Below are 24,905 nucleotides of genomic sequence, written 5' to 3' on the forward strand. Positions count from 1 at the left end.
GCCCATTGCGACGGGTACTCAGCCCGGTGCTCTTGCACCATGCGCACCGCTCGCTCACGAACCTCAGGGGAAAACTTCGGGGACTTCTTCATGGCTCCATTCTCCAGTGTTGGAGCCTCCGCGAAACCCGGGGCGCTTCAAACTGGTCACTTGTTGACGGCGTGACCCCTTGCGAGGAAAGCGAAGGAGCTCCAAACAGTTGCAGCTATAGCCCATGAAGCGCCAAACTGGGCACGAGTCAGAGCAAGCTCACCCGTGGCGCGTCAGCGATGCGCCGAGCGACTTCACAGAACGACTGCTGCACAGCATCGTCGGCATTGAACTCACGATCCATCGCATTCAAGGCAAATGGAGGGTCAGTCAAAATCAGCCCGCGGCAAACCAGCAGTCCGTCATTGCCGGGCTTCAACGCCAAGGCTCTGATTGTCAAAACCAAATGGCCTCACTTGTGAAGGCTTATGGTGATAGCTAGCACCAACACTGCCCATGCCTTGTAATTCTTACTTTTCTCATCTGGCGTCCTACAACCAATGGATGAATCGGAAGCTGTACAACGCAGCAGCCGTTCTGTCCGACGAGCAGTTGACTCAAAACCGAGGTGCATTTTTCGGGTCCATTCTTGGAACACTCAATCACATCGCGGTTGGCGACATACTCTGGCTCCAACGCATCGCAAGTCAGTTTCCACACCTGGCATCGCTGCTGCCTTTGCACGAAGTGCCAACCCCCACGTCGCTTGATCAACCACTTTGCAGCGACTTCGCCGGCCTAACCCGGCTGCGTGCCTCCGTTGATGAAGCAATGGTCAGTTTGTGCAAGGAGCTGACGCCACAAGACTTGGATACGTCCTTTGAATACACCTCCACCAAGGGTGTCAAAGGTAGGAAACTCATTCCAAATCTGGGATGACCCGACCACGCCATCGCCGTGACGACATCCTGCGGCCAAACTGGGCTGTCAAACAGGCGACGAAGCAGACCATCACCAAGTTGCGGCAATGAACAGGCAAGCACTGCATACCCTTCTCGCGGACACGCTGGGTCTTGTGCCCGAGCCAACTGAGAATGCTGTGTCACGCACCTACTTTCACCAGAGAGTTGAATGGCACCCCCATCAAAGCACGCGCGTATTCCGGGTTCTCTATGGACCAGATGGCGAGCCCAATCGGATACAACTGTGCGCCTCATCTGATAACAACAACAGCGTTCTGATTCAAGCGCCATTTCACGCGCAGGTATTAATCGACCTGGCAAATCAAGAAGTTACGCTGATTGAAAGCCGAGTACCCAGTCAGGTTTGCAGCAGGTAAAGTCCGGTAGGCTGTGGCCTCATCATTGACCCAAGACACTCCATGCACACCAACATCGACAGTCGCCGACGCGTGATCTTGATTTCAACGATTGCGCTCCCCTCGTCCCTGGCCTTGGGAGGCCTTGCTGGTTGTCAAGAAGGCACGACGCATGACAGATCGCTGTCGTTCGCATCCCTGGCTGAGGCAGAAGAAGAAATCGCCCGTTTGGCTCAAGCCACGACCTTGAACTCGGCTGCCGTCTGGACATGGGCACAGACTCTTGAGCATTGCGCGCAAAGCATTGAGTACTCCATGAGCGGGTTTCCGCAGCCGAAATCCAAGCTCTTCCAAGCAACCGTCGGCGCCGCCGCGCTGGAGGTGTTTGCCTGGCGGGGACGCATGACGCACGATCGCGCAGAGCCCATTCCTGGCGCACCACCGATCGCTGTCAAAGCCGATCCCGCTGTCGCGTTGGCACGCTTGCGTGCGTCCATCACTCGCTTTCAGGCGTGGTCAGAGGCACTGCAGCCGCACTTTGCATACGGGGTGCTCGACAAGAAGCAGTACGAACTGGCCCACGCCATGCATCTGGCAAACCACCTTTCGCAGTTTGGGCCAGCAACATGAGTGTCGTGCACCGTGAGTCCTCCCGGCGGCACCTTGGATGGTGATTCGGGATCAGCGGTGCAATCAGTCCATTTTTAAAGTGAGGTAGAGACATGTTCAGTCACATCATGGTTGGCTCCAACGACATCGATCGCTCCAAGCGGTTCTACGATGCAGTCCTGTCAGTACTGGGCGTACCGGCGGCCGTGAGCAACCAGAATGCAACCGGCCACACACGGTTGTTTTACCGCCATGACGGCAACACATTCTCTGTCGTCGAGCCCATCAACGACGAGCCTGCAACCTTTGCCAATGGCGGCACCATCGGGTTCAAGTGCACGTCGCCAGAACAGGTCCAGGCGTTTCACGACACGGCCGTGGCCAATGGCGGCACGTCCATCGAGGAGCCCCCCGGTCTGCGCCAAGGCATCCTTGGCGCGATGTACCTGGCCTATGTCAGAGACCCTGATGGCAACAAGCTTTGCGCGCTTTATCGTGTCAAGTCCAGCGCCTGATCTCCTCTTGTTGACCTCAAACCGACCATGGTCGCAGACCCCGCACCGCATTACTGATTCATGCTCTCCAAAATCATTCGTGAGGTTGAGTTCAGTGCCGTGCGCTCACAAGGCCCCGGCGGACAGAACGTCAACAAGGTGTCCAGCGCCGTGCATCTGCGCTTCGACATCCAGCGTTCTTCGTTGCCACAGGCTGTGAAAGAGCGCTTGCTGCAATTGCAAGATCAGCGCATCACCAGAGATGGCGTGGTGGTGATCAAAGCGCAGTCCTCGCGAAGCCGTGATCAGAACAAGGCAGAAGCCTTGCAAAGGCTGGAGGCGCTGATTGCAGAGGCCACGTTCACGCATCCGCCTCGGCGCCCCACGAAGCCAACTTTTGCGTCCAAGCAAAGACGTCTTGAAGGCAAATCCTTACGCTCCAGCATCAAGTCAAGCCGCGGCAAAGTGATGTCATGATGATGACGTGCCTGCCTGATGCATCCCGATTGGTGGAGTGAGCCAGCAATGTCTGAAATTGAACAAGGTGCCCAAGAGGTCTTGCGGGTGCCCCTCTGGGTCAAGGCCATGGTGGCCGTGGGTGGCGTGCTGTTTGTGTTGCAGCTGCCGGGGTTTCAAACGTCGTTGACCGATGCCGTCGACAAGAGTCGGGCCCAAACCGCATTTGATCGTGCAGACTTCGCTCAGGCCATTACCCTGTATGCGGGGCTGCATGCCAAGTACCCCGAAGAGTTGTCGTTCACGCGCAAGCTGGGCTTCGCGTATTACCAATCGGGCCAATATCCGGCTGCCCTGCAGACATTTGACCAGTTGGTCGGCAAGACCATGAGCAAAGACGAGGTCAACAAGATTGAGGCGGCTGTGGCAGACATGGCCAAGAAATTGAACCTCGACAGCAAGTAATTGGAGCCGCCATGTTCTTTCTTCCCGGCCCGGTCATTTCTGCCTTGACCTTTCCTGGTGTGGTGGTCCACGAGTTGGCGCACCAACTGTTTTGCCGCTGGTTCAAGATCCCGGTTTACGAGGTGTGCTACTTCCGGTTCGGCAACCCGGCCGGGTATGTGGTGCATGCCAAGCCCAGCAAATGGGGGCACAGTGTGTTGATCAGTGCCGGTCCGTTTTTCATCAACTCGCTGCTGGGGGCCATGTTGTCTTTGCCCTCGGCCTTGCGCGTGTTTGAATTCAACGGCGCATCGTCCGTGCTGGATGGCGTGTTGATCTGGTTGGGCGTGTCCATCGCCATGCACGCCATTCCCAGCACGGGAGACGCCAAGTCCATGTGGCAAGCGGTTTCAGGCAACAACGCGTCTTGGCTGGCCAAGGTCTTGGTCGCGCCCATCGTCGGGCTGATTTTTGTGCTGTCGGTGGGATCGATCGTTTGGTTGGATCTGATCTATGGCGTTGGCGTCAGCCTGGCCATTCCCAAGGCATTGGTGGCCATGCTGAGCTGAGTACCCGCGAAAAACCGACCAAGGAAGTTGTCAGTCCGGTGCGCAGACTAGGCCGACTAGGGCAATGCAATGCCGACAGTGACAACTGTACGAATTCAGATGTTCCGGCGACGCTTAGCGACACCAATCGCGGCCAAACCACCAGCCAGCAAAGCCAACGTTGCCGGCTCAGGAATGGCCGACTTTACGCTGACGTTGTCCAGTGAAGTGCCCAACGTATCGTCTTTACCCAGGGCTGCAAAACTGAGGTTGGTCAGCGCGCTCTGAGCGATGAACGTGGTGGTGAAATTCTGCCAGACGTTGTTACTGGTTCCGTTGAACGGCCCCGTCGTATCCACACTACCCGTCACGTTACCAACCGTCCATTGCAGACCGAGGCTGTCAATGGCCACGTTAATGCGACTGGAATACCAAAAGCTGAGCGTATAGGCCTGGCCCACTTTAGTGGCCAAAGATTGGCTGATGGTCACATTGTGGTTGCCGTCCAGCTCCGCATACACCACCCCGCTTTGAGCCGATCCTGCCACATTGTTGCGCAGCTCCAACAGCCCATCACCACCAGTGATGGTCCAACCGCTCAGGCCATTTACCAACGCCCAGCTTCCATTGGCCAAAGCAGTGGACTCAAAGGATCCGTTCGTCACTAACTCCGAGCTGGCAGCATGCGCTGCAGGCACCGCCGCCAACACCGCTGCTAGAAGCAAAGTTTGTTTAAACATGATCCCGCCCTTTTGATTTGAGATGATTGGGTGGAATGATAGTAACCCTGCACACACTTTGTTACCCCTCACGCGGGTGGGCGAGTGCAGCAAAGGGGTATTTTTCCGCCTTGCGAAAATCAGACCCGTTTTGCCAGCGCCAGCGGATTGGGTGTGGGCTCTGCGACCTTGGTCAAGGTGTTGCCGTCCCGGTGATGAAACAGTTCGGTCTGGCCTTTGATGTCCAGCACGGTGTCTTCGTCGTAGGACCAGGTGCCGTCGTCATGGATCGTCACCTCGATGTGGAACTCGACCGTCTTGAAGGCGTATTCCAGGAAAGGCAGGGACGAGATGCCGTTTTCGGTGCTACCGCGACGTGCTTCCAACTTGAACGATTTGGCGTCGGGGGCAGCTTTGCCCGTGGCCACCACAGCCTGCCCGCGGGGAATGGTGAGGGTGTGCACCACCGTGCCAGTGGCGGGCTCCCACAGCCAGTAGCCCACCTGCTCGTGATAGGTTTTGACCTGCTCAGGCTTGGTCACATGGGTGCGGTAGCGCAGCCCGTAGAGCAGTTGCGGACCGTTGGTCACCGGGTCGATGGGCTGCAACTCCATGCGCTCAACATAGGCCTGCTTACGGGCACCATCCACCTTGGGTTTGACGTCCAGGCCACGAACACCTTCCCACACGCCGGCCATTGAGGCCAAGGGTCCCAGGTTTTTCAGCGTGTCGACATCCTGGTCTTTGGGCTCGGTGTAGATGTCTGAGGGAAAGTTGCTCATGGATGCACTGGCGTCGGGCCATCGGGGAAAGACAAGCTGAAATCCTAGCGTCAAACCGTCATCAAGCTGAGATACTGTCTTGCGATTGCTTCACAAATTCAGGACGTTTTCATGTGTACCGTTTGCGGCTGCGAGTCCCACCACACGCACGATCATGCGCACCACGTACCGCATGGCCACGAACACGGTCATGCTCACCACGGTGAGGGGCTGCACACCCGCGTGCTTCAGCTGGAGCAAGACATTCTGGCTGGCAACCAGCACATGGCCGATCATGTGCGTGAACATCTGGCCGGCGAGCACACGCTGGTGCTGAATCTGGTGTCGAGCCCCGGCTCGGGCAAAACCACCTTGCTGGTCGAGACCGTGACGCGACTCCAAGCTGCCCAGGTGCCGGTGGCGGTGATTGAGGGCGACCAGCAGACCAGCTTTGATGCCGAACGCATTCGGGCCACGGGCATCCCGGCGGTGCAAATCAACACGGGCAAGGGGTGCCACCTGGATGCACGACAAGTGCACGATGCGCTGCATGAACTGCCCGCCCTGCCCCACGGGGTCTTGATGATTGAAAACGTGGGCAACCTGGTGTGCCCGGCGGGGTTTGATCTGGGCGAGCGCGCCAAGGTGCTGGTGTTTTCGGTGACCGAGGGCGAAGACAAGCCCTTGAAATACCCGGACATGTTCCAGGCGGCGGGCCTGATCTTGCTGAACAAATGCGACCTGCTGCCCTATCTGGGCTTTGACGTCGACAAGGCCATGGGCTTCATCCGGCAGGTCAACCCGGATGCGCCGGTGTTGCAGGTGTCGGCCACGACGGGCGCGGGCTTCGAGGACTGGATGGCGTGGCTTCGACAACAGTGCGCCGCGAGCTGACGCTGCGAGGTCAGGTGCAGGGGGTGGGATGCCGCCCCTGGATCTGGCGCGAGGCCACGCGACGCGGCCTGAGCGGTTGGGTTCAGAACACGCCAGACGGGGTACGCGTGAGCCTGATCGGCCCGGCGCAACAGGTTGATGACTTGGTGGGAGCCCTGTGGGAGATGCCGCCGCCTGCACGGGTCACGCACATGGATGACGCCGAGCTGGGGCCGGACAAGGACCTGCCGCAGGCTGGCACGCCCTTCGAGATTCGCCCCAGCGTGACGGACACGACCGCACGGCGTCCACAAGCTTTGTGGGGGCCGGATCTGGGCGTGTGCCCGTCGTGCTTGGCGGAGTTGTGCAACCCCGCGAGCCGCCGTTGGCGTCACCCCTTCATCCACTGCCCCCAATGCGGCCCGCGCTACACGCTGACGCGCACCCTGCCCTTTGACCGGGCCCATACGAGCATGGCGGGCTTCGGCCTCTGCCCGGCATGCCAGAGCGAATACAGCACGCCAACCGACCGCCGGTATCACGACCAGACGCAGTGCTGTCCTCAGTGCGGACCACAGTTGCAGCTTTGGGACCGCCAGGGCACGCCTCAAGCCGGAGACGTGATCGCCCACACCTTGGCGCGCTTGCTGTCAGGGCAGATCGTGGCCGTCAAAGGCGTGGGTGGGTTCCATCTGTGTTGCGATGCCCGCCAGAGCGATGCAGTGGCTCGCCTGCGGGCCTTGAAACGGCGTCGCACCCAACCCTTGGCGGTGATGGTGGCCAACCCCGCGTCTGCACAGCAATGGGCACACCTGTCTGGCGACGATGTGCGATGGCTGACCTCGGCCGAACGGCCCATTGTGCTGGTGCCGCAAAACGATGCCGCGAAGCAGCATCTACCCGGCGTCGCCCCCCATCTGGCCTGGCTGGGCGTGATGCTGCCGTACACCCCGCTGCACCACCTGCTATTTCACGAGGCAGCCGGGCGCCCCGAGGACACTGCATGGCTGGATCAAGCCCACCCGCTGACCCTGGTGATGACCAGCGGCAATGCGGCGGGTGAGCCCCTGGTGATCAGCGATGACGAAGCGTGGCAGCAACTGGCCCCCATGGCCGACGCCTTGTTGATGCATGACCGCCCCATCCTGACCCGCAACGACGATTCGGTGATGCGCGTGCGCCCCGACGGCAGCGCCTGCTGGTTGCGACGTGGGCGTGGCTGGGCACCGTTGCCCACGCCCCTGGGTCCGGCCAAGGCAGGTGCACCTCGCAGCGTACTGGCCCTGGGCGCCGAACTCAAAGCCACGCTCTGCCTCACTCAGGCGGATGAACATGATGCTGTGGATGCGTTGGTGTCACCCCACATCGGCAACCTGCATGGCGCGGGCACCCGTTCAGCCTTGAGCGAATTGGTGCAGAACTGGTTGGTGCAACGGCACACCGAGCCCGAGGCACTGGCTTGCGACCTGCACCCGGACTTCTTCAGCACCCGGCTGGCAGGGCAACTGGCCCATGAACTGGGTCATGACATGCGCCACACACCTGCAACCACGACCCAGCCTTTGCCGGTGATCCCCGTGGCCCACCATCACGCCCATGTGGCCGCGGTGCTGGCCGAGCATGCGGCCGATGCGCGCAGCCACGAGCCGGTCCTGGGGCTGGCACTCGACGGCCATGGGCTGGGGCCCGACGGGCAGGCTTGGGGCGGCGAGTTGTTGCGTGTGCACGGCGCGCAGTGCGAACGGCTGGGCCATCTGCACCCCTTGCTGTTGCCCGGCGGCGACCGGGCCGCCCGCGAGCCCTGGCGTGTGGCCGCCGCTGTGCTGCATCAACTGGACCGCGGTGGCGAGATCACCGCCCGCTGGCCGCACCAACCCCATGCGGCGATGCTTCAGTCATGGCTGCAAACCGCCCCACAGCCCGCCACCACCAGCATGGGGCGGCTGTTCGATGCCGCCGCAGCCCTGCTCGGCCTGCTGGACGTCCAGGATCACGAGGCCGACGCCGCCATGCGGCTGGAAAGTCTGGCCAGCACCGCATGGCCTCACCTGCCGCCCCTCCCCGCCGCACCCGGCACACGGCTGGACGCCCCACCGCCTGCCACGCTGGACTGGCATCCGCTGATGCACGACCTGCTGGCCCACGCCACACAAGCCGGCCCTGCACACGCTGCCGCCCGCTTCCACGCCACGCTGGCACGAGACCTGGCACATTGGGCCGGTGCCCATGCGCGAACCCAGTCACTGGGCATCGTGGTGCTCAGCGGTGGCTGCATGGCCAATCGTCTGCTGGATGATGCGCTGACGCAGCACCTGCATGCACAAGGGCTCGAAGTCTGGCGTGCCGCGCACTATCCTTGTGGGGATGGCGGCATCAGCCTGGGCCAAGCCTGGGTGGCGCACCACACCCTGCTCTAACCACGTCACACCTTGTCATGTGTCTTGCCCTACCCGCCCTTGTTGTTGATGTGAGCCCTTCCGGTGACGGGGTGGTCAGCTTGGGCGGACTGCGCAAGCAGGTGTCCTTCGCCTTGCTGGATGAGGTGAAAGTGGGGGACTATGTCATCGTTCATGTGGGCTATGCCCTGTCTCGACTGGACCCCGACGAGGCCGAGCAGACGCTCGCCACCTTTGCCCAACTGCAGGCCCATCACGCACAGGCCGACACACCATGAAGTACGTGACCGACTTCCGGGACCCGGTGCTGGCCCGTCGGCTCGCCGAGGCCATTGCGCAAGCGTGCCAGCCGGGTCGCACCTATCGTTTCATGGAGTTCTGCGGCGGCCACACGCATGCGCTGGCGCGCTATGGGGTGCTGGACTTGTTGCCGCCTGCCGTGCACATGATTCACGGCCCTGGCTGCCCGGTGTGCGTCTTGCCGGTGGGGCGCATTGACCAGGCCATTGCGGCGGCCAAGCTGCCATCGGTGATCCTGGCCAGCTATGGCGACACCTTGCGCGTGCCTGGTTCGCATCAACTCAGCCTGCTCAAAGCGCGCGCGCAAGGGGCAGATGTACGCATCGTCTATGCCGTGGACGATGCCTTGCAACTGGCCCGCATGCACCCCGACCGCGAGGTGGTGTTTCTGGCCATCGGCTTTGAAACCACCACCCCGCCCACCGCCGTGGCCCTGATGACGGCCCGAGCCGAAGGCTTACGCAACTTCAGCGTGTTGTGCAACCACGTGCTCACGCCCGCCGCGATGCACGCCATCCTGGCTCAACCTGAACCCGTGGCGCTGGACGGACTGGTGGGGCCAGCCCACGTGTCCACCATCATCGGCACCCGGCCTTACGAGGTCTTTGCGCGCGAGCATGGCCTGCCTGTGGTGGTGGCGGGCTTCGAGCCGCTGGACATCATGCAGGCGATTCTGATGTTGATCCGGCAGGTCAACGAGGGCCGCGCCGAGGTCGAAAATGAGTTTGCCCGCGCGGTGCAAGCCCAGGGCAACCTCAAGGCTCAGGCCCTGGTGGCGCAGGTGTTCACAGTGCGCGACCGCTTTGCCTGGCGGGGACTGGGTGAGTTGCCGCACAGCGCCCTGTGCCTGCGGCCTGAATGGGCCGACCTGGACGCCGAGCGTCGCTTCAGTCTGCCCGCTGCCATGGTGCCCGACCATCCACAATGCCTGTGCGGACCCATCTTGCGCGGCCAGCGCCAGCCCGCCGACTGCAAGCTGTTTGGCAGCGTTTGTACCCCCGACAGCCCCATGGGGGCCTGCATGGTCAGCTCAGAGGGGGCCTGCGCCGCACACTACGCCTACGGGCGCCACCGCGTCCCCTCGCCCGCTCCCGCGCCATGAGTTCCGCCAAACCCCACTATCTGCGCCCGCTGGACAAACACCATGGCCGCATCGACCTCACCCACGGTGCCGGCGGCCGCGCCACGCATCAACTGATTGCCGAAGTCTTTGCGCCAGCCTTTGCGTCACCCGACGCGCACCCGATCGACACCGGTGACGACGGTGTGGTGCTGCCCAGCACCGCCCATCTGCCTGCAGGACACCGGTTGGTCATGTCGACCGATGGGCATGTGGTGTCACCCTTGTTCTTTCCGGGTGGCAACATCGGGCAACTGGCCGTGCACGGCACGGTCAACGACCTGGCCATGATGGGCGCCACCCCGCTGTACCTGACCGTGAGCTTTGTGCTGGAAGAAGGTCTGCCCCTGGCAGATCTGGTCCGGATTGCCAACGCGCTCGGCCAGGCTGCACGCGAGGCCGGTGTCACCGTGGTGGCCGGCGACACCAAGGTGGTCGAACGCGGCAAGGGCGACGGTTGCTACATCAGCACCGCAGGCGTGGGCTGGGTGGCCCCCGGTGTGCACCTGTCTGGCCGACTGGCCCGCCCTGGCGATGCCGTTCTGCTGTCTGGCAGCGTGGGCGAGCACGGCCTGGCCGTGATGAGCCAACGGCAAGGCCTGCACTTCGAGGCCCCCATCCTGTCGGACACCGCGGCTTTGCACGGCTTGGTGCAAGCGATGCTGGCCAGCGGCGCCCAACTGCGCACCCTGCGCGACCCGACCCGGGGCGGCGTGGCCACCAGCCTCAATGAGGTGGCGATGGCGTCGGGCGTGGGCATGATGCTCGACGAATCGGCCCTGCCCATTCAAGCGGCCGTGCAAGCCGGCTGCGAACTGCTGGGGCTGGACCCGCTCTACCTGGCCAACGAAGGCAAGCTGCTGGCCGTGTGCGCTGCAGACGATGCCGACGCTTTGCTGGCCGTGATGCGCGCCCATCCACAAGGCCGCGATGCGGTCCGTATTGGAACCGTCACACAAGACGCGCAACATGGCGTCCAGATGCGGACAGCCTTTGGTGGATGCCGTATGCTGGACTGGCTGATGGGTGACCCTTTGCCACGCATCTGCTGACCTTGGCTGAACCTTTTTGAAGCGCCCATGACGCCCTCTCCGGATCTCAGCGACATCTTGGCCACCTGGCCAGCCAGCCCGCAGAACCTGCTGCAGGTGCTGCGCGCCGTTCAGGCACGCTACGGGCATGTGCCAGCCGCCGCCATCGACACGCTGGTGCAGCGTTGGGGGCTGAGTTACGCCGCCGTGCGCAGCGTGATCAGCTTCTATCACTTCCTCAGCCTGACGCCGCGCGGCCGCTACACGGTGTACCTCAGTGACAGCGTCACCGACCGCATGCTGGGCAACGAAGCCTTGCTGACCCGCTTGTGCCAACGCCTGGGGGTGACCGAAGGCCTGACGCGGGCTGACGGCTTGGTGTCGGTGCACCGCACCTCGTGCACGGGCTTGTGTGACCAAGGGCCCGCAGGTCTGGTCAACGGGCGCCCCTTGGTGTTGCTGACCCCGCGTCGGGTCGATGAAATCGCCGACCTGATCCTGAGCGAGACCCCACTGGACATCTGGCCGGCAGACTTTTTTGCGGTTCACAACCCGGTCTGGCGCCACAGCCTGACCCTGAGCCACCCCATTGCACCCGGCACCGGCCTGCATGCCCTGCGCGAACGCGGGCCAGAGGGCATGCTCAGCGAATTGAAAGCTGCCGGCCTGCGCGGGCGCGGCGGCGCCGGTTTTGCCACCTGGATGAAGTGGCAGGCTTGCCGCAACGCCCCCGGCCCACGCGCGATCACCTGCAACGCCGATGAGGGCGAGCCCGGCACCTTCAAGGACCGCATGCTGCTGATGCAATGGGCCCACGAGGTGTTTGAGGGCATGACCATTGCCGCGCTCACCGTGGGTGCCACGCAGGGCTTTTTGTATGTGCGGGGTGAGTACGAATTCATCGCCCCCCATTTGCGACACGTGCTCGCCTTGCGTCACGAGGCTGGCTGGCTGGGGCCCAATGTGGCGGGCAGCGGCCAGGCGTTTGACATTGCGCTGCACTTGGGGGCTGGCGCCTATGTGTGCGGCGAAGAAACAGCCCTGATCGAATCGGTGGAAGGCAAGCGCGGCATCCCCCGCACCCGTCCACCCTTCCCGGTCGACCGGGGCTATCTGGGTCTGCCCACGGTCAACAACAACGTGGAAACCTTTGTGCAGGTGGCCCAAATTGCCGTGCATGGCGGCCAATGGTTTGCCGCCCACGGCACCGAGCAATCACGCGGCACCCGCATCCTCAGCGTGGCAGGCGACGTGGCCCGGCCCGGCATGTACGAAATCCCATGGGGCGTGACCGTCGCCGACGTCCTGCAAGATGCGGGCGCCGAGGATGTGCAGGCCGTGCTGGTCGGCGGCCCGTCGGGCAAGCTGATCGATGCCAGCCAGTTGCAACGCCAGATCAGCTTTGAAGACCTGCCCACCGGCGGTGCCTTCACCGTGTTCAACCAAAGCCGGGACATGGTGGACGTGGCCCGCCAATACACCCATTTCTTTGCCAACGAGTCGTGCGGCTTCTGCACGCCCTGCCGCGTGGGTTGCACGCAGCTGGTCGAGACCGCCGACCGCCTCATGGCCGGCCACGCGGGGCCTGCCGACATGGCACGGCTGCGCGAAACCGGCCAGATCATGCAACGCCTGAGCCACTGCGGGCTGGGGCAAACGGCCGCACACCCGCTGCTGGACGTGCTGGCCCACTTCCCCGATCACATCGCGCGCAAGCTCGTGCCCGATGCACAAGCCTTTGATCTGGACGCTGCCTGCGTGGACATGCATCATCTGGAGGTCCGCCCATGAGCGACACCCCCACTACCCCGGTCAGCACCTTCTTGCTGGATGGGCGCCCCATTCCGTTTCTGCCCGGCCAGACCATCATGCAGGCCGCGCAAGACGCCGGCGTGTACATCCCGCATCTGTGCCACCACCACGACTTTGCCCCCATCGGCAGTTGCAAGGTGTGCAGCGTGCGCGTCAATGGCCGCATGATCGCGTCTTGCACCATGCCGGCCAGCGCGGGCCTCGTGGTGGAATCGGAAGCGGCTGACATCAACCACGACCGCCAGCGTCTGACCCAGATGCTGTTCGTCGAAGGCAACCACCATTGCCCGTTTTGCGAAAAAAGCGGCAACTGCCACCTGCAGGCTGTGGCTTATCACCTCGAGATGCAAGACACGCACTATGTGCATGCCTACCCGCACCACGAGGTCGATGCCTCGCACCCCGATGTCATGCTGGATCGCAGCCGCTGCATCTTGTGCGAACTGTGCGTGCGCGCCAGCCGTGAGGTGGATGGCAAGGACGTCTTCACCATCGGCGGCCGCGGCCCGCACACCACGCTGATGGTCAACAGCGCCAGCGGTCAGTTGAAAGACAGCGATGTGGCCGTGACTGACCGCGCCGTGCACATCTGCCCCGTGGGCGCCTTGATGCCCAAGCGCCAGGGCTTTGTGATCCCCATTGGCCAACGCCCCTACGACACGGCCGACATCGCCCAACGCCCGGAGGACAGCTGATGACGCCCCGCAAGCTGCGCATTGCCACCTGCTCGCTGGCGGGCTGCTTTGGTTGCCACATGTCTTTTCTGGATGTGGACGAAGCGCTGGCCGACCTGATTGAGCACATCGAGTTTGACCGCAGTCCGCTGACCGACATCAAGCACGTCAGCGAAGCGGGCGTGGACATCGGCCTCATTGAAGGCGGTCTGTGCAACAAGGAAAACGTCGAGGTGCTGCGCGAGTTCCGCGCCCGCTGCACCACCTTGGTCGCCGTGGGCGCCTGCGCCATGTATGGCGGGGTGCCCGCGCTGCGCAATGGTATCCCGGTGGCGGAACTGGTGGCCGAGGCGTATCTGGGCACCGACCTGCACAACCCGCAAGTCCCCTGCGACCCCGAGCTGCCACCCTTGCTGCAAAAGGTTCTGCCTCTGCACGAAGTGGTCCCCATTGATGTGACGCTGGCAGGCTGCCCGCCGCCTGCGGCCGCCTTCCGCGAACTCATCCTCGCCGCGCTGGCCCAGCGTGACGCCGTGATCCCGCGCCCTGACCGACATTTCGACTGAGCCGCCATGTCCCATCCTCTCGAAACCGCATCTGACCCCGCTGGTCTCAACCGGGTGGTCATCGAGCCCGTGAGCCGCGTGGAAGGCCACGGCAAGGTGACCCTGCTGCTCGACGAACACCGCAAGGTGCAGCAGGCGAGGCTGCACATTGTCGAGTTCCGAGGCTTTGAGCGCTTCATTCAGGGCCGCCCCTACTGGGAGGTGCCCACGCTGGTGCAACGCCTGTGCGGTATCTGCCCGGTCAGCCACCTGCTCGCGGCCAGCAAAGCCTGCGATGCCTTTGTGATCGGTAACGGCCGCATCACCCCCACCGCTGAAAAGCTGCGTCGCTTGCTGCACTTTGCGCAGGTGCTGCAATCCAACGCGCTGCACTTCTTTCATCTGGCCTCGCCCGACCTGCTGTTCGGCTTTGACGATGCGGTGGCGCACCGCAACATCGTCGGCGTTCTGCAAGACGAGCGGGAGCTGGGGCTACAAGGCATCCGCATCCGCAAGTACGGCCAGCAGGTCATCCAGATCCTCACCGGCAAACGGGTGCATGGCACAGGCTCGGTCCCCGGCGGTTTCAACAAGGCCTTGTCGCGCGAAGACCGCGACCGCATGCGCGCCGACATCGACCAGATCACGCAATGGTGCGCCAGCGCCCTGACCCTGGCGCGCGACCTGTTTCTGGCCGGTCAACCCGAGCAGGGGCGCTTTGCCAATTTTCCATCGGGCTTCATGTCGCTGGTTCGCCCAGACGGAGCGGCCGATCTGTACGACGGCGCCTTGCGTGTGAAAGATGCGCAGGGGCAACTCATCGTCGATCAGGTTGATGTGCACGACTACCAGCAGCTCATCGTCGAAGAGGTCAAGCCCTGGACCTACATGAAGTTTCCGCACCTGCGGGCGCTGGGACCGGAGCATGGCTGGTACCGCGTCGGCCCCATGGCACGGGTCAACAACGCCAGCTACTTCGACACGCCGCTGGCTGAAGCCGCTCGCGCAGAGTTCATGGCATGGGGTGGCGGCAAGCCCCTTGGGGCGTCGCTGGCCCAGCACTGGGCACGTCTGATCGACACGCTGCATTGCGCCGAAGGCATTGCGCGCCTGCTGGATGACCCCGACATCTGCGGCACCGACCTCATGGCCACGGGCACGCCTCTGCGCGAGGGCATCGGCGTGATCGAGGCGCCGCGCGGCACCTTGCTGCACCACTACCGTGTGGGCGACGATGACCTGATCGAGTACGCCAACCTCATCGTCTCGACCACGCACAACAACACAGCCATGAACGAAGCCGTGCGCAGCGTGGCCGCCCAGTACTTTGATGGCCGCGAGATCACCGAAGGCTTGCTCAACCACATTGAAGTGGCCATCCGGGCCTACGACCCTTGCCTGTCGTGCGCCACGCATGCTGTCGGCAAGATGCCACTGCGCATTGAAGTGCTGGCCGCCGATGGTTCGCTGGCCGATGTGCTGCTGAAGCACGAAGACGGTACGCTGGAGCGACCCGATGTGAACGCACAGACCATGGCCAGCAACTGGCCACCCACCGCAGCATGAGCGCACTCGGCCTCATCGACACCGACGATGACGTTGCACCCTGCGACTGGGGCACCACCCTCATCGTGACCGTAGGCAATCCCAGCCGGGGTGACGACGCCGTGGGTCCGCTGCTCGCTGAACGTCTGAGTGCTTGGTTGGACGGTGAGGGCTGCCACCATCATTGGGACCTCGCCATCGTCAGCGACCAGCAACTCATGGTCGAGCATGCCTACGACCTCCGCTGGCGCGACCGCGTCCTGTTCATCGATGCCGCAGCCCGCCAGTCCCAGCCGGTGCAGTGGCACCGCATCCGTGCGGCACGATCAGGGCCCGCCCTCAGCAGCCACCAGTGCACACCCGGCCAGCTGCTGCACCTGTGTGCCCACACCCTGAAGCAGCGCACACCCCGTGCCTGGCTCCTGTCTCTGCGCGGCGAGAACTTTGAACTGGGTGCCCCCTTGTCCGACGCCATGCAACAAGCCATGACGCAGGCCTGGCCCGAGATCCTCCACTGGATTGCCCCGCCACACCATGCATGAAGCCGCCTTGGCCATGGAGGTGATGGCGCTGCTCGAGCGTCAGCACGATCGCCTTTCGCGCATCACCCGCATCGAGATCGACATCGGTGCCCTGAGTTGCGTGGATGACAGCGCCCTGCGCACCGCCTTGCTCACGGCACTGCCCGGCACCCTGGCCGATGGCGCCGAGTTGTGTCTGCACCCTGTGGCAGCCCAGGCGCGCTGCCTGACCTGCGGCGCGCACTTCAGCCCCCCCGACCGCATCGAGCCTTGCCCCCACTGCGGTTCAGCCCGCAAGCAATGGCTTGCCGGCGAATCACTCACCTTGCGCAGCATTGAGGGCATCCCGCGCTAGGGATCGGGCATTTACGCCTTTTTTACGCCATCGCTGCCAGAATTTTCAGCATTGAGAGGGCGCGGCGCGCAGACTGCCATCGTGACAGCTCTCCTGGTCATCCATGCTGAATCCCATCTCACCCACGCCCGCCGTTTCTGCCCACACGCTGGGGCCCGCGCTGCGCTACGTCCTGGCCGCATTGGCTTGCGGGCTCACCACCGTGCTCACCATGCCGCTGCACGACTGGCTGGAGCCGGTCAATGCGGTCATGCTGTTTTTGCTCACCGTCGTCATGACGGCCACCTGGCTGGGTCGCGGCCCCGCCGTCATGGCCTCGTTTTTGAGCGTCGGGTTGTTTGACTTCTTTTACGTACCGCCCCGCTTTTCGTTCGCGGTCAGTGACATTCAGTACCTCTTGACCTTCATGGTGATGCTGACGGTCGCACTCCTGATCGGCCACCTCACCAACGCCATGCGCCAGCGCGCCGAGGAGGCGCAGCAAGCCGCGCAACGTTCGGAAGCCCTGCATCAGCTGGCTCGCCAGTTGGCGGGTGCGCTGACCGTTGACCAGGTGATCGCGGATGTGGAAACCTTCCTGACGCAACAGCTTCAAGCCAAGCTGCGTTTGTGGCTGCCTGACGAACACGAGCAACTCCACTTGGCCTGTGGTCACACCAGCCAGGTCAGCTACCTGCTGCGCTTGGCAGATTCCATCACGCGCGGCCCGGAGCGTGCACACCGCATGGCCGACGAGAACGGGCATCACCTGTTGCTGCCCTTGATTGGTTCAACCCGGCGGCGCGGTGTCATGGCCGTCACCGTCGACAGCGGTACTGCGCTGACCCAGCACGCTGGCTTGCTGGAAGGCTTGGCGTCCTTGGCCACCACCGCACTGGAGCGGCTGCATTTCGTGGACGTGGCGTATCGCTCCGAGCTGGCGGTCCACAACGAGCGTTTGCGCAACTCCATCCTGTCGGCCCTGTCACATGACATCCGCACCCCCTTGACCTCTCTGGTCGGCATGGCCGAAACACTGGCCATGCAACCCGAGACGCGCACGGGCGTGGCCCACGACCTGGCAGAAGATCTGCGCGACCAAGCCCTGCGTCTGCACCGCATGGTCAACAACCTGCTGGACATGGCCCGCCTGCAAAGCCGCCAGCAGCAAGGCGGCCTGCCTCTCAAGCGAGAGTGGCAACCCATTGAAGAAGTCATCGGCGCCAGCATTCAGTTGCTGGGATCCGCGTTGGCGGGTCACCCCATCCGCACACACCTTCCTGCCGACCTGCCCCTGGTGCAACTCGACGCCGTCTTGATGGAGCGCGTCTTTGGCAATCTGCTGGAAAACGCCATCAAGTACGCCCCCGCGCACGCTGCCATCGACATTCACGTTCAATCGCAAGACGACCTGCTGCACGTCTACGTTCACAACGAGGGCGATGGCTTTCCGCCCGATCGACTGACGTCTGTGTTCGAACTGTTTGAGCGAGGCCACCCTGAAAGCGCTGTGCCCGGCATGGGCCTCGGCCTGGCCATTGCACGACTGATCGTGGACGCGCACGGTGGGCAGATCGAAGCCATCAACCCACCCGAAGGCGGTGCCACCGTGCACTTCCACCTGCCACTGGGCACCCCACCAGAGATCGAACCCGAAGCGGAGGTCCGCGCATGACCACGCCCGCCCCCACTGTTTTGCTGGTCGAAGACGACCCACACATCCGCCGCTTTGTGCGGACCGCGCTCGAATCCGATGGCTGCCGGGTCGCGGAGAGCAGCACCGTACAACAAGGACTGATCGAAGCGGGCACACGCAAACCCGATCTGGTCATCCTGGACTTGGGCCTTCCTGACGGCGACGGACGCACCTTTGTGTCCGACCTGCGCACCTGGTCGGGCATGCCCATTCTGGTGTTGTCGGCACGCGCCGCCGAAGAGGACAAGATCGACGTGCTCGACGCCGGGGCCGATGACTACCTCACCAAGCCCTTTTCGGTCGGCGAGTTGCTGGCTCGCGTGCGTGCCATGCTGCGCCGCGCCCGCCAAGGCACCACCATCGAGTCCCCCGATGTCCACTTTGGTCGCATCAACGTCGACCTCGTGCGGCGTCAGGTCAGCCGTGACGGCTTGGCCGTCCACCTCACCCCCATCGAGTACCGCTTGTTGTGTGTCTTGTTGGCCCATGCCGGCAAGGTCATGACCCACCGACAACTGCTGCGCGAAGTGTGGGGCCCCTCTTACGCCGACAGCAGCCACTACCTGCGCATTTATGTCGGCCACTTGCGCCACAAGCTGGAAGACGACCCCAGCCAGCCTCGCCACTTTCTGACCGAAGTGGGTGTCGGCTACCGATTTCAAACTGGAGAGTGACCTTCATGTCCGCCACCACCTCACCACCCGCTGCCGTTCAAGCGGGTCCCTCACACGCGCACAGCAACACCCCACTGGCTGCCTTGACGCTGGCCGCGCTGGGCGTGGTCTTTGGCGACATCGGCACCAGCCCGCTTTACGCCTTCAAAGAAGCCTTCACCGGCCACCACGCTTTACCCGCCACGCCAGCCCACATCCTGGCCACATTGTCTGCACTGCTATGGGCGGTGCTGCTCATCGTGTCAGTCAAGTATGTGTGGATTGTGCTGAAGCACGACAACGATGGTGAAGGCGGCGTGCTGGCCCTCACTGCACTGGCGCACCGCATGGCCGGCGACCACTCGCGCCGCGCCTGGCTGGTCATCGGCGCAGGCGTGTTTGCCGCCGCGCTCTTTTATGGCGACGCCATCATCACGCCCGCCATCTCCGTGCTGTCTGCGGTCGAGGGCATCAGCGTCGCCACGCCGCGGTTTGAGCACGCCATCGTCCCCATCACCATCGTCATCCTGATTGGCCTGTTCCTCATCCAAAAGAAAGGAACGGGCAGCGTCGGTATCTTCTTTGGCCCCATCACCATCGTGTGGTTCCTGTCTCTCGCTGCGGTGGGGGCCATCAGCATCGCCAAAACCCCCGAGGTTCTGCAAGCGCTCAGTCCGCTGCATGCCTTGCGCTTTGCCATTCAAGAACCCAGCGCAGCCTTTCTGCTGCTTTCTGCGGTCTTTCTGGCCTTGACTGGCGGCGAGGCACTTTACGCCGACATGGGGCACTTCGGCCGCCGTGCGGTGCGTCTGGCCTGGTACGGCCTCGTCTTTCCCTGCCTGATCATCAACTACTTCGGCCAAGGCGCCCTCGTTTTGCGAGACCCTTCTGCGGTCAGCAACCCCTTCTTTTTGCTGATCCCCGAAAACCTGCGCCTGTCCATGGTCATTCTGGCTACCGCGGCCACCGTCATTGCGTCGCAGGCCACGATTTCCGGTGCGTACTCACTCACGCTGCAAGCCAGCCGCCTGGGCTACCTGCCCCGCATCCGCATCCTGCACACGTCTGACCGCGAACAAGGCCAGATCTATGTGCCGAGCGTGAATTGGTGGATGCTGCTGGGCGTCATCGCACTGGTGCTGGCTTTCGGGTCTTCCGGTGCATTGGCTGCGGCCTACGGCATTGCCGTGTCCGGCACGATGATCATCACCACACTGCTGACCCTGATCGTCACGCGGCTGAGCAAGGCCCGAGGTCGCCATGTGCTCATGGCCGTGCTGATCCTGTTTGCGGCGCTTGAATTCTTCTTCTTTGCGTCCAACCTGGCCAAGCTGCTGCAAGGTGGCTGGTTCCCCCTCACCATGGGCGCCATGCTGTTCCTGATGCTGACCACCTGGAAGGAAGGCAGCCGACTCGTGGCCGAGCAACGTCGCCGCATCGACATCCCCATGGACGACTTCATCAACGGCCCCTTGCCTGATGTGCCACGTGTGGCAGGCACGGCGGTGTACTTGACCTCCGACACCGGCATCGTGCCCAGCGCGCTGTTTCACAATCTCAAGCACTTCAAGGTGATGCACGAGCAGACGGTGTTCCTGCATGTGATCAACGAGAACGTGCCTTACATCCAGCCCAACGAGCGACTGGTGTTGACACACCTCTCGGACCAAGTGTGGGAGCTCAGCGTGCGCTTCGGTTTCCGTGAAGAGCCCGACATCCCTGCCGCACTCCAGACGCTGCAAGACACCACACTGCGCCTGGATGCCATGGGCACCACCTATTTCGTGGCGCGCTCCACCGTGGTCGATGGCCCCGGCAATCTACCTGCCTGGCGATGTGCGCTGTACAGCTGGATGACGCGGCAAGCCGAAGGGGCGGCAACCTACTATCGCCTGCCACCCAACCAAGTGGTCGAGCTCGGCACACAGGTCATGCTCTGAGGCGCAAGCGCATCGTCACGCCTTCGGGCACCATGGTGAGATCCAGGTGCTCGCAGGCCTCTCGGCCATCGGGCGTGTCCACACTGATCACGTCAAAAGACTTCAGCAGCATGGCCGCCGCCAGCTTGATTTCCAGCATGGCCAGATAGCGCCCCGGGCAAATGCGGGGGCCCGCCCCAAACGGCATGGCCACCCGCCGCGCGTGGTCCGGCGCCAAACCAGCACCATCGCCCAACCAGCGCTCGGGCCGGAAGTCTTGAGCGTGAGGAAACATGCTCTCGCGCACGCCGTCCTGGCGCATCAACAGCATCACGGCGGCCCCTGCGGGCAAATGCACGCCCGCCAGTTCCGTGTCCTGCACCGCTTCCAGCACATTCACGGGCCCCACCGGCTTGAGCCGCATGGTTTCGTGGATGCACGCCTCCAGCCAGTCCAACCTCGCCAAGTCATCGACCTGCCATGTCGCCAGTGGTCCCAGCACACGGTCCACCTCATCGCGCGCACGCTGCCAGGCCACCGGGTGCCTGCTCAGCAAATAAATCATCCACGACAGGCTGGTCGCGGTGGTGTCTTCTCCTGCCAGCAGCATCGTGAACACATTGCCCGCCACATCCGCATCCCGCATGCCTGAACCGGGCTCATCTGCCGCCACCAGCATGGCTTCCAGCAAGTTGGGTGGGGCCAGTCGCCGTGCAGGGTCTTGCAAGCGCACCCGCGCATCTCGCATGAATACACCAATCGCTTCGTTGACCGCGCGCACGCTGTGCGACAAAGCCCGATCACGCGGCAAACGTACCCAGCGCCAGTAAGGCACCAAGGCATTCAGGCGCTGCCACAAGGCCGGAAAGATGCGGTCCAGGTGCTGTTGAATCACATCCCCGTCAGAAGACAGCGTGTCCACCTCCACACCAAACGCCAAGCCCGACACCGCATCCACCGTGAAGCGCATCAGGTCTGCCTGCAAGTCAATCGGCGCCTGTTGATCGGCTGCACGCTGCCAGCGCGCCTGCAAGCGCGAGGTCACCTGCCGCAGCGCCGGAAAGTAATGCCGAATCTGGTTCGGCGCAAAGCTGCCCATCACCATGCGCCGCTGCTGAAGCCAATGCGCCCCCTCGGCCAGAAACACCCCATCCGCAATGCCCATCTCTCGCACAATGGCCTGCATCCGCGATGGGCGACGAAACTGATCCGGACGCGCCTTCAACGCCGCCGCAATCACGGCATGGTCGCTGACCACCATCATCTCCATGCCCGCCAGATCCACGCGCATCAGCGGACCATACCGTCGAGACCACGCCTCCAGTTGCTGATGCACACGATGGCGGTCCACCTGCAAGCTGTTGCCCACCCACGGCCACGCACGCGGCCCGGGCAAGTCCCGCAAGGCACGGGGCGACGAGGTCGAGGCAGGCGTCGTGATGGCCGCAGCGGGGCCGAATCGCGTCATGAGGGTCGAGCTGAGAAGGTGTTTCATGCCCGCCACCTTAAAGACGGCTTTGCTTCCCGTCATTGACCGATGGCACCAGCGCATTGGCCGCAGGCACCACGCGCCTGCACTACCATCACCCGTGATGCACGACACCCCTCCCACCCTTGGCTTCAACAGCAGCTACGCACGGCTGGTGGTTGACCACGTGCGCGCCCGCGACCTCGATCCTCAGCCTGTTCTGAGCGCATTGGGCCTGCCCGCATCCGACCGCGAACCCGGCCCGCAATGGGTGCCCTGCGCCCGACTGGCCGAAGCACTGCATCGCGCCGCAGCGCTGTGCAACGACCCCCACATCGGGCTGAGCGTGGGACAGCAGGTACGCCCCGCCAACATGGGTAGCTTGGGCTACGCCCTCATCAGCTGCAGCCGACTGGAAGACGGTCTGGCCCAATACGAGCGCATGCAATCGCTGGTCTGCACCGAGATTCAGGCCGAACACCGGCTCAAGGGCGAGTGGCTGGAAAACCGCCTCACCGGCATGGGCAACGTCCCGCGCGACACCCATCTCTGGACCTTCGCCATGGTCTCTCGCCTCGCTTTTGTCAGGTGGGTGGCGGGACGCCGACTGGCGCCCTCTCAAACCTGGCTCCCCTGCCCGCCCCCGCTCAATCCGCAACCCTTGCTGGACTATGTCGGCGGTCCCATTGACTTTGACGCCACCTTTGGTGGCGAGCGCGTGCCTGCCATCTGGCTGCAACTGCCCAACCCCCATGCCGATGCCCACCTGCATCAACTCATGTCGGCGCTGACCGACCAACAGTGGGCCCAACACCGGCAAGACCAGGCTCAATTGCATGCGGTGCTGCGGCAGCTCATTGCGCAGGCCTTGCAGCAAGGCGCAGTCCCGTTGCTCGACAAACTCGGCCCCGAAGTCGAAGCCCGACTCGGTTTGTCAGCCCGCCAAATCCAGCGTCGCCTGGCCGACGATGGCCAAAGCTTCAAAGAATTGGTGGAACAGGTTCGTCGCGAGCAAGTGCTCCACGACCTGCGCCACACCCCGCTGCCTTTACAAGAGGTGGCGCAACGCGCCGCCTATTCGGAACTCAGCGCCCTGTACCGCGCCGTCAAACGCTGGACCGGGCTCACGCCCGTGGCCATTCGGCAGGCCGCTGCGCGATGAGACGCGCCAAGGCCTGGCCCCACGCGGCATAGGCCAGCGGCCCTGGGTGAAAACCATCAGTGGCCATGAAGCGCTGATCCATCGGAAAGTTCACATCGGCCACCACGCAGTCATCGTGCTGCGCCGCCCAAGTGCGCAGCGCACACTCCAGTCGCCGCGCACACCGCCCCAGATACCAACGCAGCGGCTGCGGCAACGCCGGAAAATGGTGAACCGGCGGCAGCGCCGACCACACCAGCCAGGGCGCACCATGCTGCTGTCGCAACTGTGCCCGCACAGTCGTCAACCCGTCCAGCCACGCAGACAGGCGCGTCATGCCCGTGGCATCGTTGACCCCCACCGCCACGACCACCACATCCCATGGCTCGGGCGGCAGCCGGCGAACCGCCGCCATTACATCCTGGATCCGATGCCCGGTGCAGGCCTGCAGCGACCACTGCACCGCAAAATGGGGCGCCAGCGCGCGGCTCAACTGACCGCTCAGGGCCTCATCCTGATGAGCCGCCCCCACGCCTGCCGCAGACGAATCCCCCAGGATCAGCACCCGCAGCACAGGCCCCTGCCCGATGACACCCTCCCGGGGACCATCGGGCTCCGTCAAAACCGGCGTCGTGCGCCGCACCCATCGGCCTTGTGCCCACAAGCACGGTGCCAGCACCAGTGTGATCAAGCCGTGCGTCAGCCGATGCAACACGGGTGCACGCCTTGCACTCAGTCTTTGAACTGAGGCGTTTGCTTCGACATGCTGGCCATCATCGCCGTGGTCAGGTCGCTGGACATCAGCATCGCCGCATTCCAGGTGGCGATGTAGTTCAAGCCATCGGCCACAGAATGATCCCGGCTGTAGTTCAGCATTTCCTTGGTGCCACGGATGGACAGCGGCGACTTCGATGCGATCAACACAGCGATCTCGCGAACGCCGGCCTGCAGGGCCTCACGTGTCTCGAAGACCTGATTGACCAGGCCGATGCGCTGCGCCTCATCAGCCAGCACCTTGCGACCCGTGAACGCCATTTCACGCACGATGCCCTGGTTGCCAATCAACTTGGGCAGGCGCTGCAAGGTCCCCACATCGGCCACCATGCCGATGTCGATTTCCTTGATCGTGAAGTAGGCATCCGCCGAGCAGTAGCGCATGTCGGTGCAGCTGATCAAATCCACACCACCGCCCACGCAGCCATTGTGAATGGCCGCCAGCACGGGCTTGCGACAACGCTCGATGCTGGTCAGCGTGTCCTGCAACTCCAGCACCAGCGCACGCAACTTCTCGCGGCTGCGGCCATCGCAATCGTCCTTGATCTGGGCTTGCAGGCCCATCATCATGGTCAGGTCAATGCCCGAGGTGAAGTGCTTGCCTTCGCCTTCCAGAATCACCACACGCACGTCGGGCGTTCGATCGGCCCACTGCATGGCACCGCGAATGTCCTGCCACATCTGCCAGTTCATGGCATTGGCCTTTTCAGGACGGTTGAGCTTGACGGTGGCAACGTGCTGGTCAACCGACACAGCCAAAGTTTCGAATTGCATACGTTTCCTC

At 63.3% G+C, this 24,905-nt stretch carries 27 protein-coding genes; 22 read left to right on the top strand and 5 right to left on the bottom strand.

Annotation, left to right across the window (positions count from 1 at the left end):
* The first annotated feature begins 214 nt into the window (after positions 1-214).
* From ACMV18_RS10335 to ACMV18_RS10365, 7 genes are all read left to right on the top strand, one after another.
* Positions 215-472, top strand: a complete 258-nt coding sequence (locus tag ACMV18_RS10335) for an FMN-binding negative transcriptional regulator (RefSeq protein WP_420817768.1) — start codon at positions 215-217, stop codon at positions 470-472.
* A gap of 14 nt (positions 473-486) precedes the next feature.
* Positions 487-909, top strand: coding sequence for a DinB family protein (locus ACMV18_RS10340; protein ID WP_420817770.1), 423 nt, complete (start codon positions 487-489; stop codon positions 907-909).
* A gap of 442 nt (positions 910-1,351) precedes the next feature.
* Positions 1,352-1,918: a DUF1569 domain-containing protein gene (locus tag ACMV18_RS10345; RefSeq protein WP_420817771.1), complete on the top strand. Its 567-nt coding sequence runs from the start codon at positions 1,352-1,354 to the stop codon at positions 1,916-1,918.
* Between the two features lie 92 nt (positions 1,919-2,010).
* Positions 2,011-2,412 (top strand): VOC family protein, encoded by a 402-nt coding sequence (locus ACMV18_RS10350; protein WP_420817772.1) that lies wholly within the window; start codon positions 2,011-2,013, stop codon positions 2,410-2,412.
* A gap of 60 nt (positions 2,413-2,472) precedes the next feature.
* Positions 2,473-2,868, top strand: a complete 396-nt coding sequence (gene arfB, locus ACMV18_RS10355) for an alternative ribosome rescue aminoacyl-tRNA hydrolase ArfB (RefSeq protein ID WP_420817773.1) — start codon at positions 2,473-2,475, stop codon at positions 2,866-2,868.
* Between the two features lie 48 nt (positions 2,869-2,916).
* Positions 2,917-3,312 (top strand): tetratricopeptide repeat protein, encoded by a 396-nt coding sequence (locus ACMV18_RS10360; RefSeq protein WP_420817774.1) that lies wholly within the window; start codon positions 2,917-2,919, stop codon positions 3,310-3,312.
* A gap of 11 nt (positions 3,313-3,323) precedes the next feature.
* Positions 3,324-3,860: a hypothetical protein gene (locus tag ACMV18_RS10365; protein WP_420817775.1), complete on the top strand. Its 537-nt coding sequence runs from the start codon at positions 3,324-3,326 to the stop codon at positions 3,858-3,860.
* 95 nt (positions 3,861-3,955) lie between these two features.
* Here the strand turns inward: ACMV18_RS10365 and ACMV18_RS10370 are convergent, their stop codons facing one another.
* Together ACMV18_RS10370 and ACMV18_RS10375 are read right to left on the bottom strand one after the other, a co-directional pair.
* Positions 3,956-4,579, bottom strand: a complete 624-nt coding sequence (locus tag ACMV18_RS10370) for a DUF642 domain-containing protein (protein ID WP_420817776.1) — start codon at positions 4,577-4,579, stop codon at positions 3,956-3,958.
* 119 nt (positions 4,580-4,698) lie between these two features.
* Positions 4,699-5,340: an FABP family protein gene (locus ACMV18_RS10375; RefSeq protein ID WP_420817777.1), complete on the bottom strand. Its 642-nt coding sequence runs from the start codon at positions 5,338-5,340 to the stop codon at positions 4,699-4,701.
* A gap of 111 nt (positions 5,341-5,451) precedes the next feature.
* Between ACMV18_RS10375 and hypB the strand changes: the two genes are divergently transcribed.
* From hypB to ACMV18_RS10445, 14 genes are all read left to right on the top strand, one after another.
* The gene (hypB, locus tag ACMV18_RS10380) at positions 5,452-6,213 is read left to right on the top strand and encodes a hydrogenase nickel incorporation protein HypB (RefSeq protein WP_420817778.1); all 762 of its coding nucleotides are present in this window, start codon (positions 5,452-5,454) and stop codon (positions 6,211-6,213) included.
* Complete coding sequence (hypF, locus tag ACMV18_RS10385) at positions 6,183-8,609, top strand: carbamoyltransferase HypF (protein ID WP_420817779.1); 2,427 nt, start codon at positions 6,183-6,185, stop codon at positions 8,607-8,609. The genes hypB and hypF overlap by 31 nt, the downstream gene beginning before the upstream one ends.
* 17 nt (positions 8,610-8,626) lie before the next feature.
* The gene (locus ACMV18_RS10390) at positions 8,627-8,866 is read left to right on the top strand and encodes a HypC/HybG/HupF family hydrogenase formation chaperone (protein WP_420817780.1); all 240 of its coding nucleotides are present in this window, start codon (positions 8,627-8,629) and stop codon (positions 8,864-8,866) included.
* Positions 8,863-9,990 carry a hydrogenase formation protein HypD gene (hypD, locus tag ACMV18_RS10395; RefSeq protein ID WP_420817781.1) on the top strand — a complete coding sequence of 376 codons (1,128 nt, stop codon included), beginning with the start codon at positions 8,863-8,865 and terminating at the stop codon, positions 9,988-9,990. Before ACMV18_RS10390 ends, hypD begins: the two co-directional genes overlap by 4 nt.
* Entirely contained in the window at positions 9,987-11,060 is a 1,074-nt protein-coding gene (gene hypE / locus ACMV18_RS10400; protein ID WP_420817782.1) for a hydrogenase expression/formation protein HypE, read from the top strand. The genes hypD and hypE overlap by 4 nt, the downstream gene beginning before the upstream one ends.
* Before the next feature lie 27 nt (positions 11,061-11,087).
* The gene (locus tag ACMV18_RS10405; protein ID WP_420817783.1) at positions 11,088-12,830 is read left to right on the top strand and encodes an NAD(P)H-dependent oxidoreductase subunit E; all 1,743 of its coding nucleotides are present in this window, start codon (positions 11,088-11,090) and stop codon (positions 12,828-12,830) included.
* Entirely contained in the window at positions 12,827-13,546 is a 720-nt protein-coding gene (locus ACMV18_RS10410) for a 2Fe-2S iron-sulfur cluster-binding protein (protein ID WP_420817784.1), read from the top strand. Before ACMV18_RS10405 ends, ACMV18_RS10410 begins: the two co-directional genes overlap by 4 nt.
* Positions 13,546-14,091 (top strand): NADP oxidoreductase, encoded by a 546-nt coding sequence (locus tag ACMV18_RS10415; RefSeq protein ID WP_420817785.1) that lies wholly within the window; start codon positions 13,546-13,548, stop codon positions 14,089-14,091. Before ACMV18_RS10410 ends, ACMV18_RS10415 begins: the two co-directional genes overlap by 1 nt.
* A 6-nt stretch (positions 14,092-14,097) precedes the next feature.
* Positions 14,098-15,636, top strand: coding sequence for a Ni/Fe hydrogenase subunit alpha (locus ACMV18_RS10420; protein ID WP_420817786.1), 1,539 nt, complete (start codon positions 14,098-14,100; stop codon positions 15,634-15,636).
* A complete protein-coding gene (locus tag ACMV18_RS10425; RefSeq protein WP_420817787.1) occupies positions 15,633-16,157 on the top strand; it encodes a hydrogenase maturation protease in 525 nt (174 codons plus the stop codon). Before ACMV18_RS10420 ends, ACMV18_RS10425 begins: the two co-directional genes overlap by 4 nt.
* Positions 16,150-16,491: a hydrogenase maturation nickel metallochaperone HypA gene (locus ACMV18_RS10430; protein WP_420817788.1), complete on the top strand. Its 342-nt coding sequence runs from the start codon at positions 16,150-16,152 to the stop codon at positions 16,489-16,491. The genes ACMV18_RS10425 and ACMV18_RS10430 overlap by 8 nt, the downstream gene beginning before the upstream one ends.
* Positions 16,492-16,594: 103 nt before the next feature.
* A complete protein-coding gene (locus ACMV18_RS10435) occupies positions 16,595-18,145 on the top strand; it encodes a DUF4118 domain-containing protein (RefSeq protein ID WP_420817789.1) in 1,551 nt (516 codons plus the stop codon).
* Positions 18,142-18,840, top strand: a complete 699-nt coding sequence (kdpE, locus tag ACMV18_RS10440) for a two-component system response regulator KdpE (protein ID WP_420817790.1) — start codon at positions 18,142-18,144, stop codon at positions 18,838-18,840. The genes ACMV18_RS10435 and kdpE overlap by 4 nt, the downstream gene beginning before the upstream one ends.
* Before the next feature lie 5 nt (positions 18,841-18,845).
* Positions 18,846-20,759 (top strand): potassium transporter Kup, encoded by a 1,914-nt coding sequence (locus ACMV18_RS10445; RefSeq protein WP_420817792.1) that lies wholly within the window; start codon positions 18,846-18,848, stop codon positions 20,757-20,759.
* Here ACMV18_RS10445 and ACMV18_RS10450 read toward each other — a convergent pair.
* Positions 20,749-22,233, bottom strand: coding sequence for a cytochrome P450 (locus ACMV18_RS10450; protein ID WP_420817793.1), 1,485 nt, complete (start codon positions 22,231-22,233; stop codon positions 20,749-20,751). The two genes, ACMV18_RS10445 and ACMV18_RS10450, sit on opposite strands and share 11 nt — an antisense overlap.
* On the opposite strand from ACMV18_RS10450, the gene ACMV18_RS10455 reads away from it, so the two are divergent.
* Entirely contained in the window at positions 22,232-23,368 is a 1,137-nt protein-coding gene (locus ACMV18_RS10455) for an AraC family transcriptional regulator ligand-binding domain-containing protein (protein WP_420817794.1), read from the top strand. The two genes, ACMV18_RS10450 and ACMV18_RS10455, sit on opposite strands and share 2 nt — an antisense overlap.
* On the opposite strand, the gene ACMV18_RS10460 is transcribed toward ACMV18_RS10455, so the two are convergent.
* Together ACMV18_RS10460 and ACMV18_RS10465 are read right to left on the bottom strand one after the other, a co-directional pair.
* Positions 23,331-24,062 carry an SGNH/GDSL hydrolase family protein gene (locus ACMV18_RS10460; protein ID WP_420817795.1) on the bottom strand — a complete coding sequence of 244 codons (732 nt, stop codon included), beginning with the start codon at positions 24,060-24,062 and terminating at the stop codon, positions 23,331-23,333. The two genes, ACMV18_RS10455 and ACMV18_RS10460, sit on opposite strands and share 38 nt — an antisense overlap.
* Before the next feature lie 17 nt (positions 24,063-24,079).
* Positions 24,080-24,895, bottom strand: a complete 816-nt coding sequence (locus ACMV18_RS10465; protein ID WP_420817796.1) for a crotonase/enoyl-CoA hydratase family protein — start codon at positions 24,893-24,895, stop codon at positions 24,080-24,082.
* Positions 24,896-24,905 lie beyond the last annotated feature (10 nt).

This window comes from Aquabacterium sp. (assembly GCF_048860245.1).
Taxonomy (GTDB): Bacteria; Pseudomonadota; Gammaproteobacteria; order Burkholderiales; family Burkholderiaceae_C; genus Aquabacterium.

Bases quoted from the DNA above. Each gene is read 5' to 3' on its own strand.
- ACMV18_RS10335 (WP_420817768.1), top strand. From the start codon at position 215: ATGAAGCGCCAAACTGGGCACGAGTCAGAGCAAGCTCACCCGTGGCGC.
- ACMV18_RS10340 (WP_420817770.1), top strand. From the start codon at position 487: ATGCCTTGTAATTCTTACTTTTCTCATCTGGCGTCCTACAACCAATGG.
- ACMV18_RS10345 (WP_420817771.1), top strand. From the start codon at position 1,352: ATGCACACCAACATCGACAGTCGCCGACGCGTGATCTTGATTTCAACG.
- ACMV18_RS10350 (WP_420817772.1), top strand. From the start codon at position 2,011: ATGTTCAGTCACATCATGGTTGGCTCCAACGACATCGATCGCTCCAAG.
- arfB (WP_420817773.1), top strand. From the start codon at position 2,473: ATGCTCTCCAAAATCATTCGTGAGGTTGAGTTCAGTGCCGTGCGCTCA.
- ACMV18_RS10360 (WP_420817774.1), top strand. From the start codon at position 2,917: ATGTCTGAAATTGAACAAGGTGCCCAAGAGGTCTTGCGGGTGCCCCTC.
- ACMV18_RS10365 (WP_420817775.1), top strand. From the start codon at position 3,324: ATGTTCTTTCTTCCCGGCCCGGTCATTTCTGCCTTGACCTTTCCTGGT.
- ACMV18_RS10370 (WP_420817776.1), bottom strand. From the start codon at position 4,579: ATGTTTAAACAAACTTTGCTTCTAGCAGCGGTGTTGGCGGCGGTGCCT.
- ACMV18_RS10375 (WP_420817777.1), bottom strand. From the start codon at position 5,340: ATGAGCAACTTTCCCTCAGACATCTACACCGAGCCCAAAGACCAGGAT.
- hypB (WP_420817778.1), top strand. From the start codon at position 5,452: ATGTGTACCGTTTGCGGCTGCGAGTCCCACCACACGCACGATCATGCG.
- ACMV18_RS10390 (WP_420817780.1), top strand. From the start codon at position 8,627: ATGTGTCTTGCCCTACCCGCCCTTGTTGTTGATGTGAGCCCTTCCGGT.
- hypD (WP_420817781.1), top strand. From the start codon at position 8,863: ATGAAGTACGTGACCGACTTCCGGGACCCGGTGCTGGCCCGTCGGCTC.
- hypE (WP_420817782.1), top strand. From the start codon at position 9,987: ATGAGTTCCGCCAAACCCCACTATCTGCGCCCGCTGGACAAACACCAT.
- ACMV18_RS10405 (WP_420817783.1), top strand. From the start codon at position 11,088: ATGACGCCCTCTCCGGATCTCAGCGACATCTTGGCCACCTGGCCAGCC.
- ACMV18_RS10410 (WP_420817784.1), top strand. From the start codon at position 12,827: ATGAGCGACACCCCCACTACCCCGGTCAGCACCTTCTTGCTGGATGGG.
- ACMV18_RS10415 (WP_420817785.1), top strand. From the start codon at position 13,546: ATGACGCCCCGCAAGCTGCGCATTGCCACCTGCTCGCTGGCGGGCTGC.
- ACMV18_RS10420 (WP_420817786.1), top strand. From the start codon at position 14,098: ATGTCCCATCCTCTCGAAACCGCATCTGACCCCGCTGGTCTCAACCGG.
- ACMV18_RS10425 (WP_420817787.1), top strand. From the start codon at position 15,633: ATGAGCGCACTCGGCCTCATCGACACCGACGATGACGTTGCACCCTGC.
- ACMV18_RS10430 (WP_420817788.1), top strand. From the start codon at position 16,150: ATGCATGAAGCCGCCTTGGCCATGGAGGTGATGGCGCTGCTCGAGCGT.
- ACMV18_RS10435 (WP_420817789.1), top strand. From the start codon at position 16,595: ATGCTGAATCCCATCTCACCCACGCCCGCCGTTTCTGCCCACACGCTG.
- kdpE (WP_420817790.1), top strand. From the start codon at position 18,142: ATGACCACGCCCGCCCCCACTGTTTTGCTGGTCGAAGACGACCCACAC.
- ACMV18_RS10445 (WP_420817792.1), top strand. From the start codon at position 18,846: ATGTCCGCCACCACCTCACCACCCGCTGCCGTTCAAGCGGGTCCCTCA.
- ACMV18_RS10455 (WP_420817794.1), top strand. From the start codon at position 22,232: ATGCCCGCCACCTTAAAGACGGCTTTGCTTCCCGTCATTGACCGATGG.
- ACMV18_RS10450 (WP_420817793.1), bottom strand. From the start codon at position 22,233: ATGAAACACCTTCTCAGCTCGACCCTCATGACGCGATTCGGCCCCGCT.
- ACMV18_RS10465 (WP_420817796.1), bottom strand. From the start codon at position 24,895: ATGCAATTCGAAACTTTGGCTGTGTCGGTTGACCAGCACGTTGCCACC.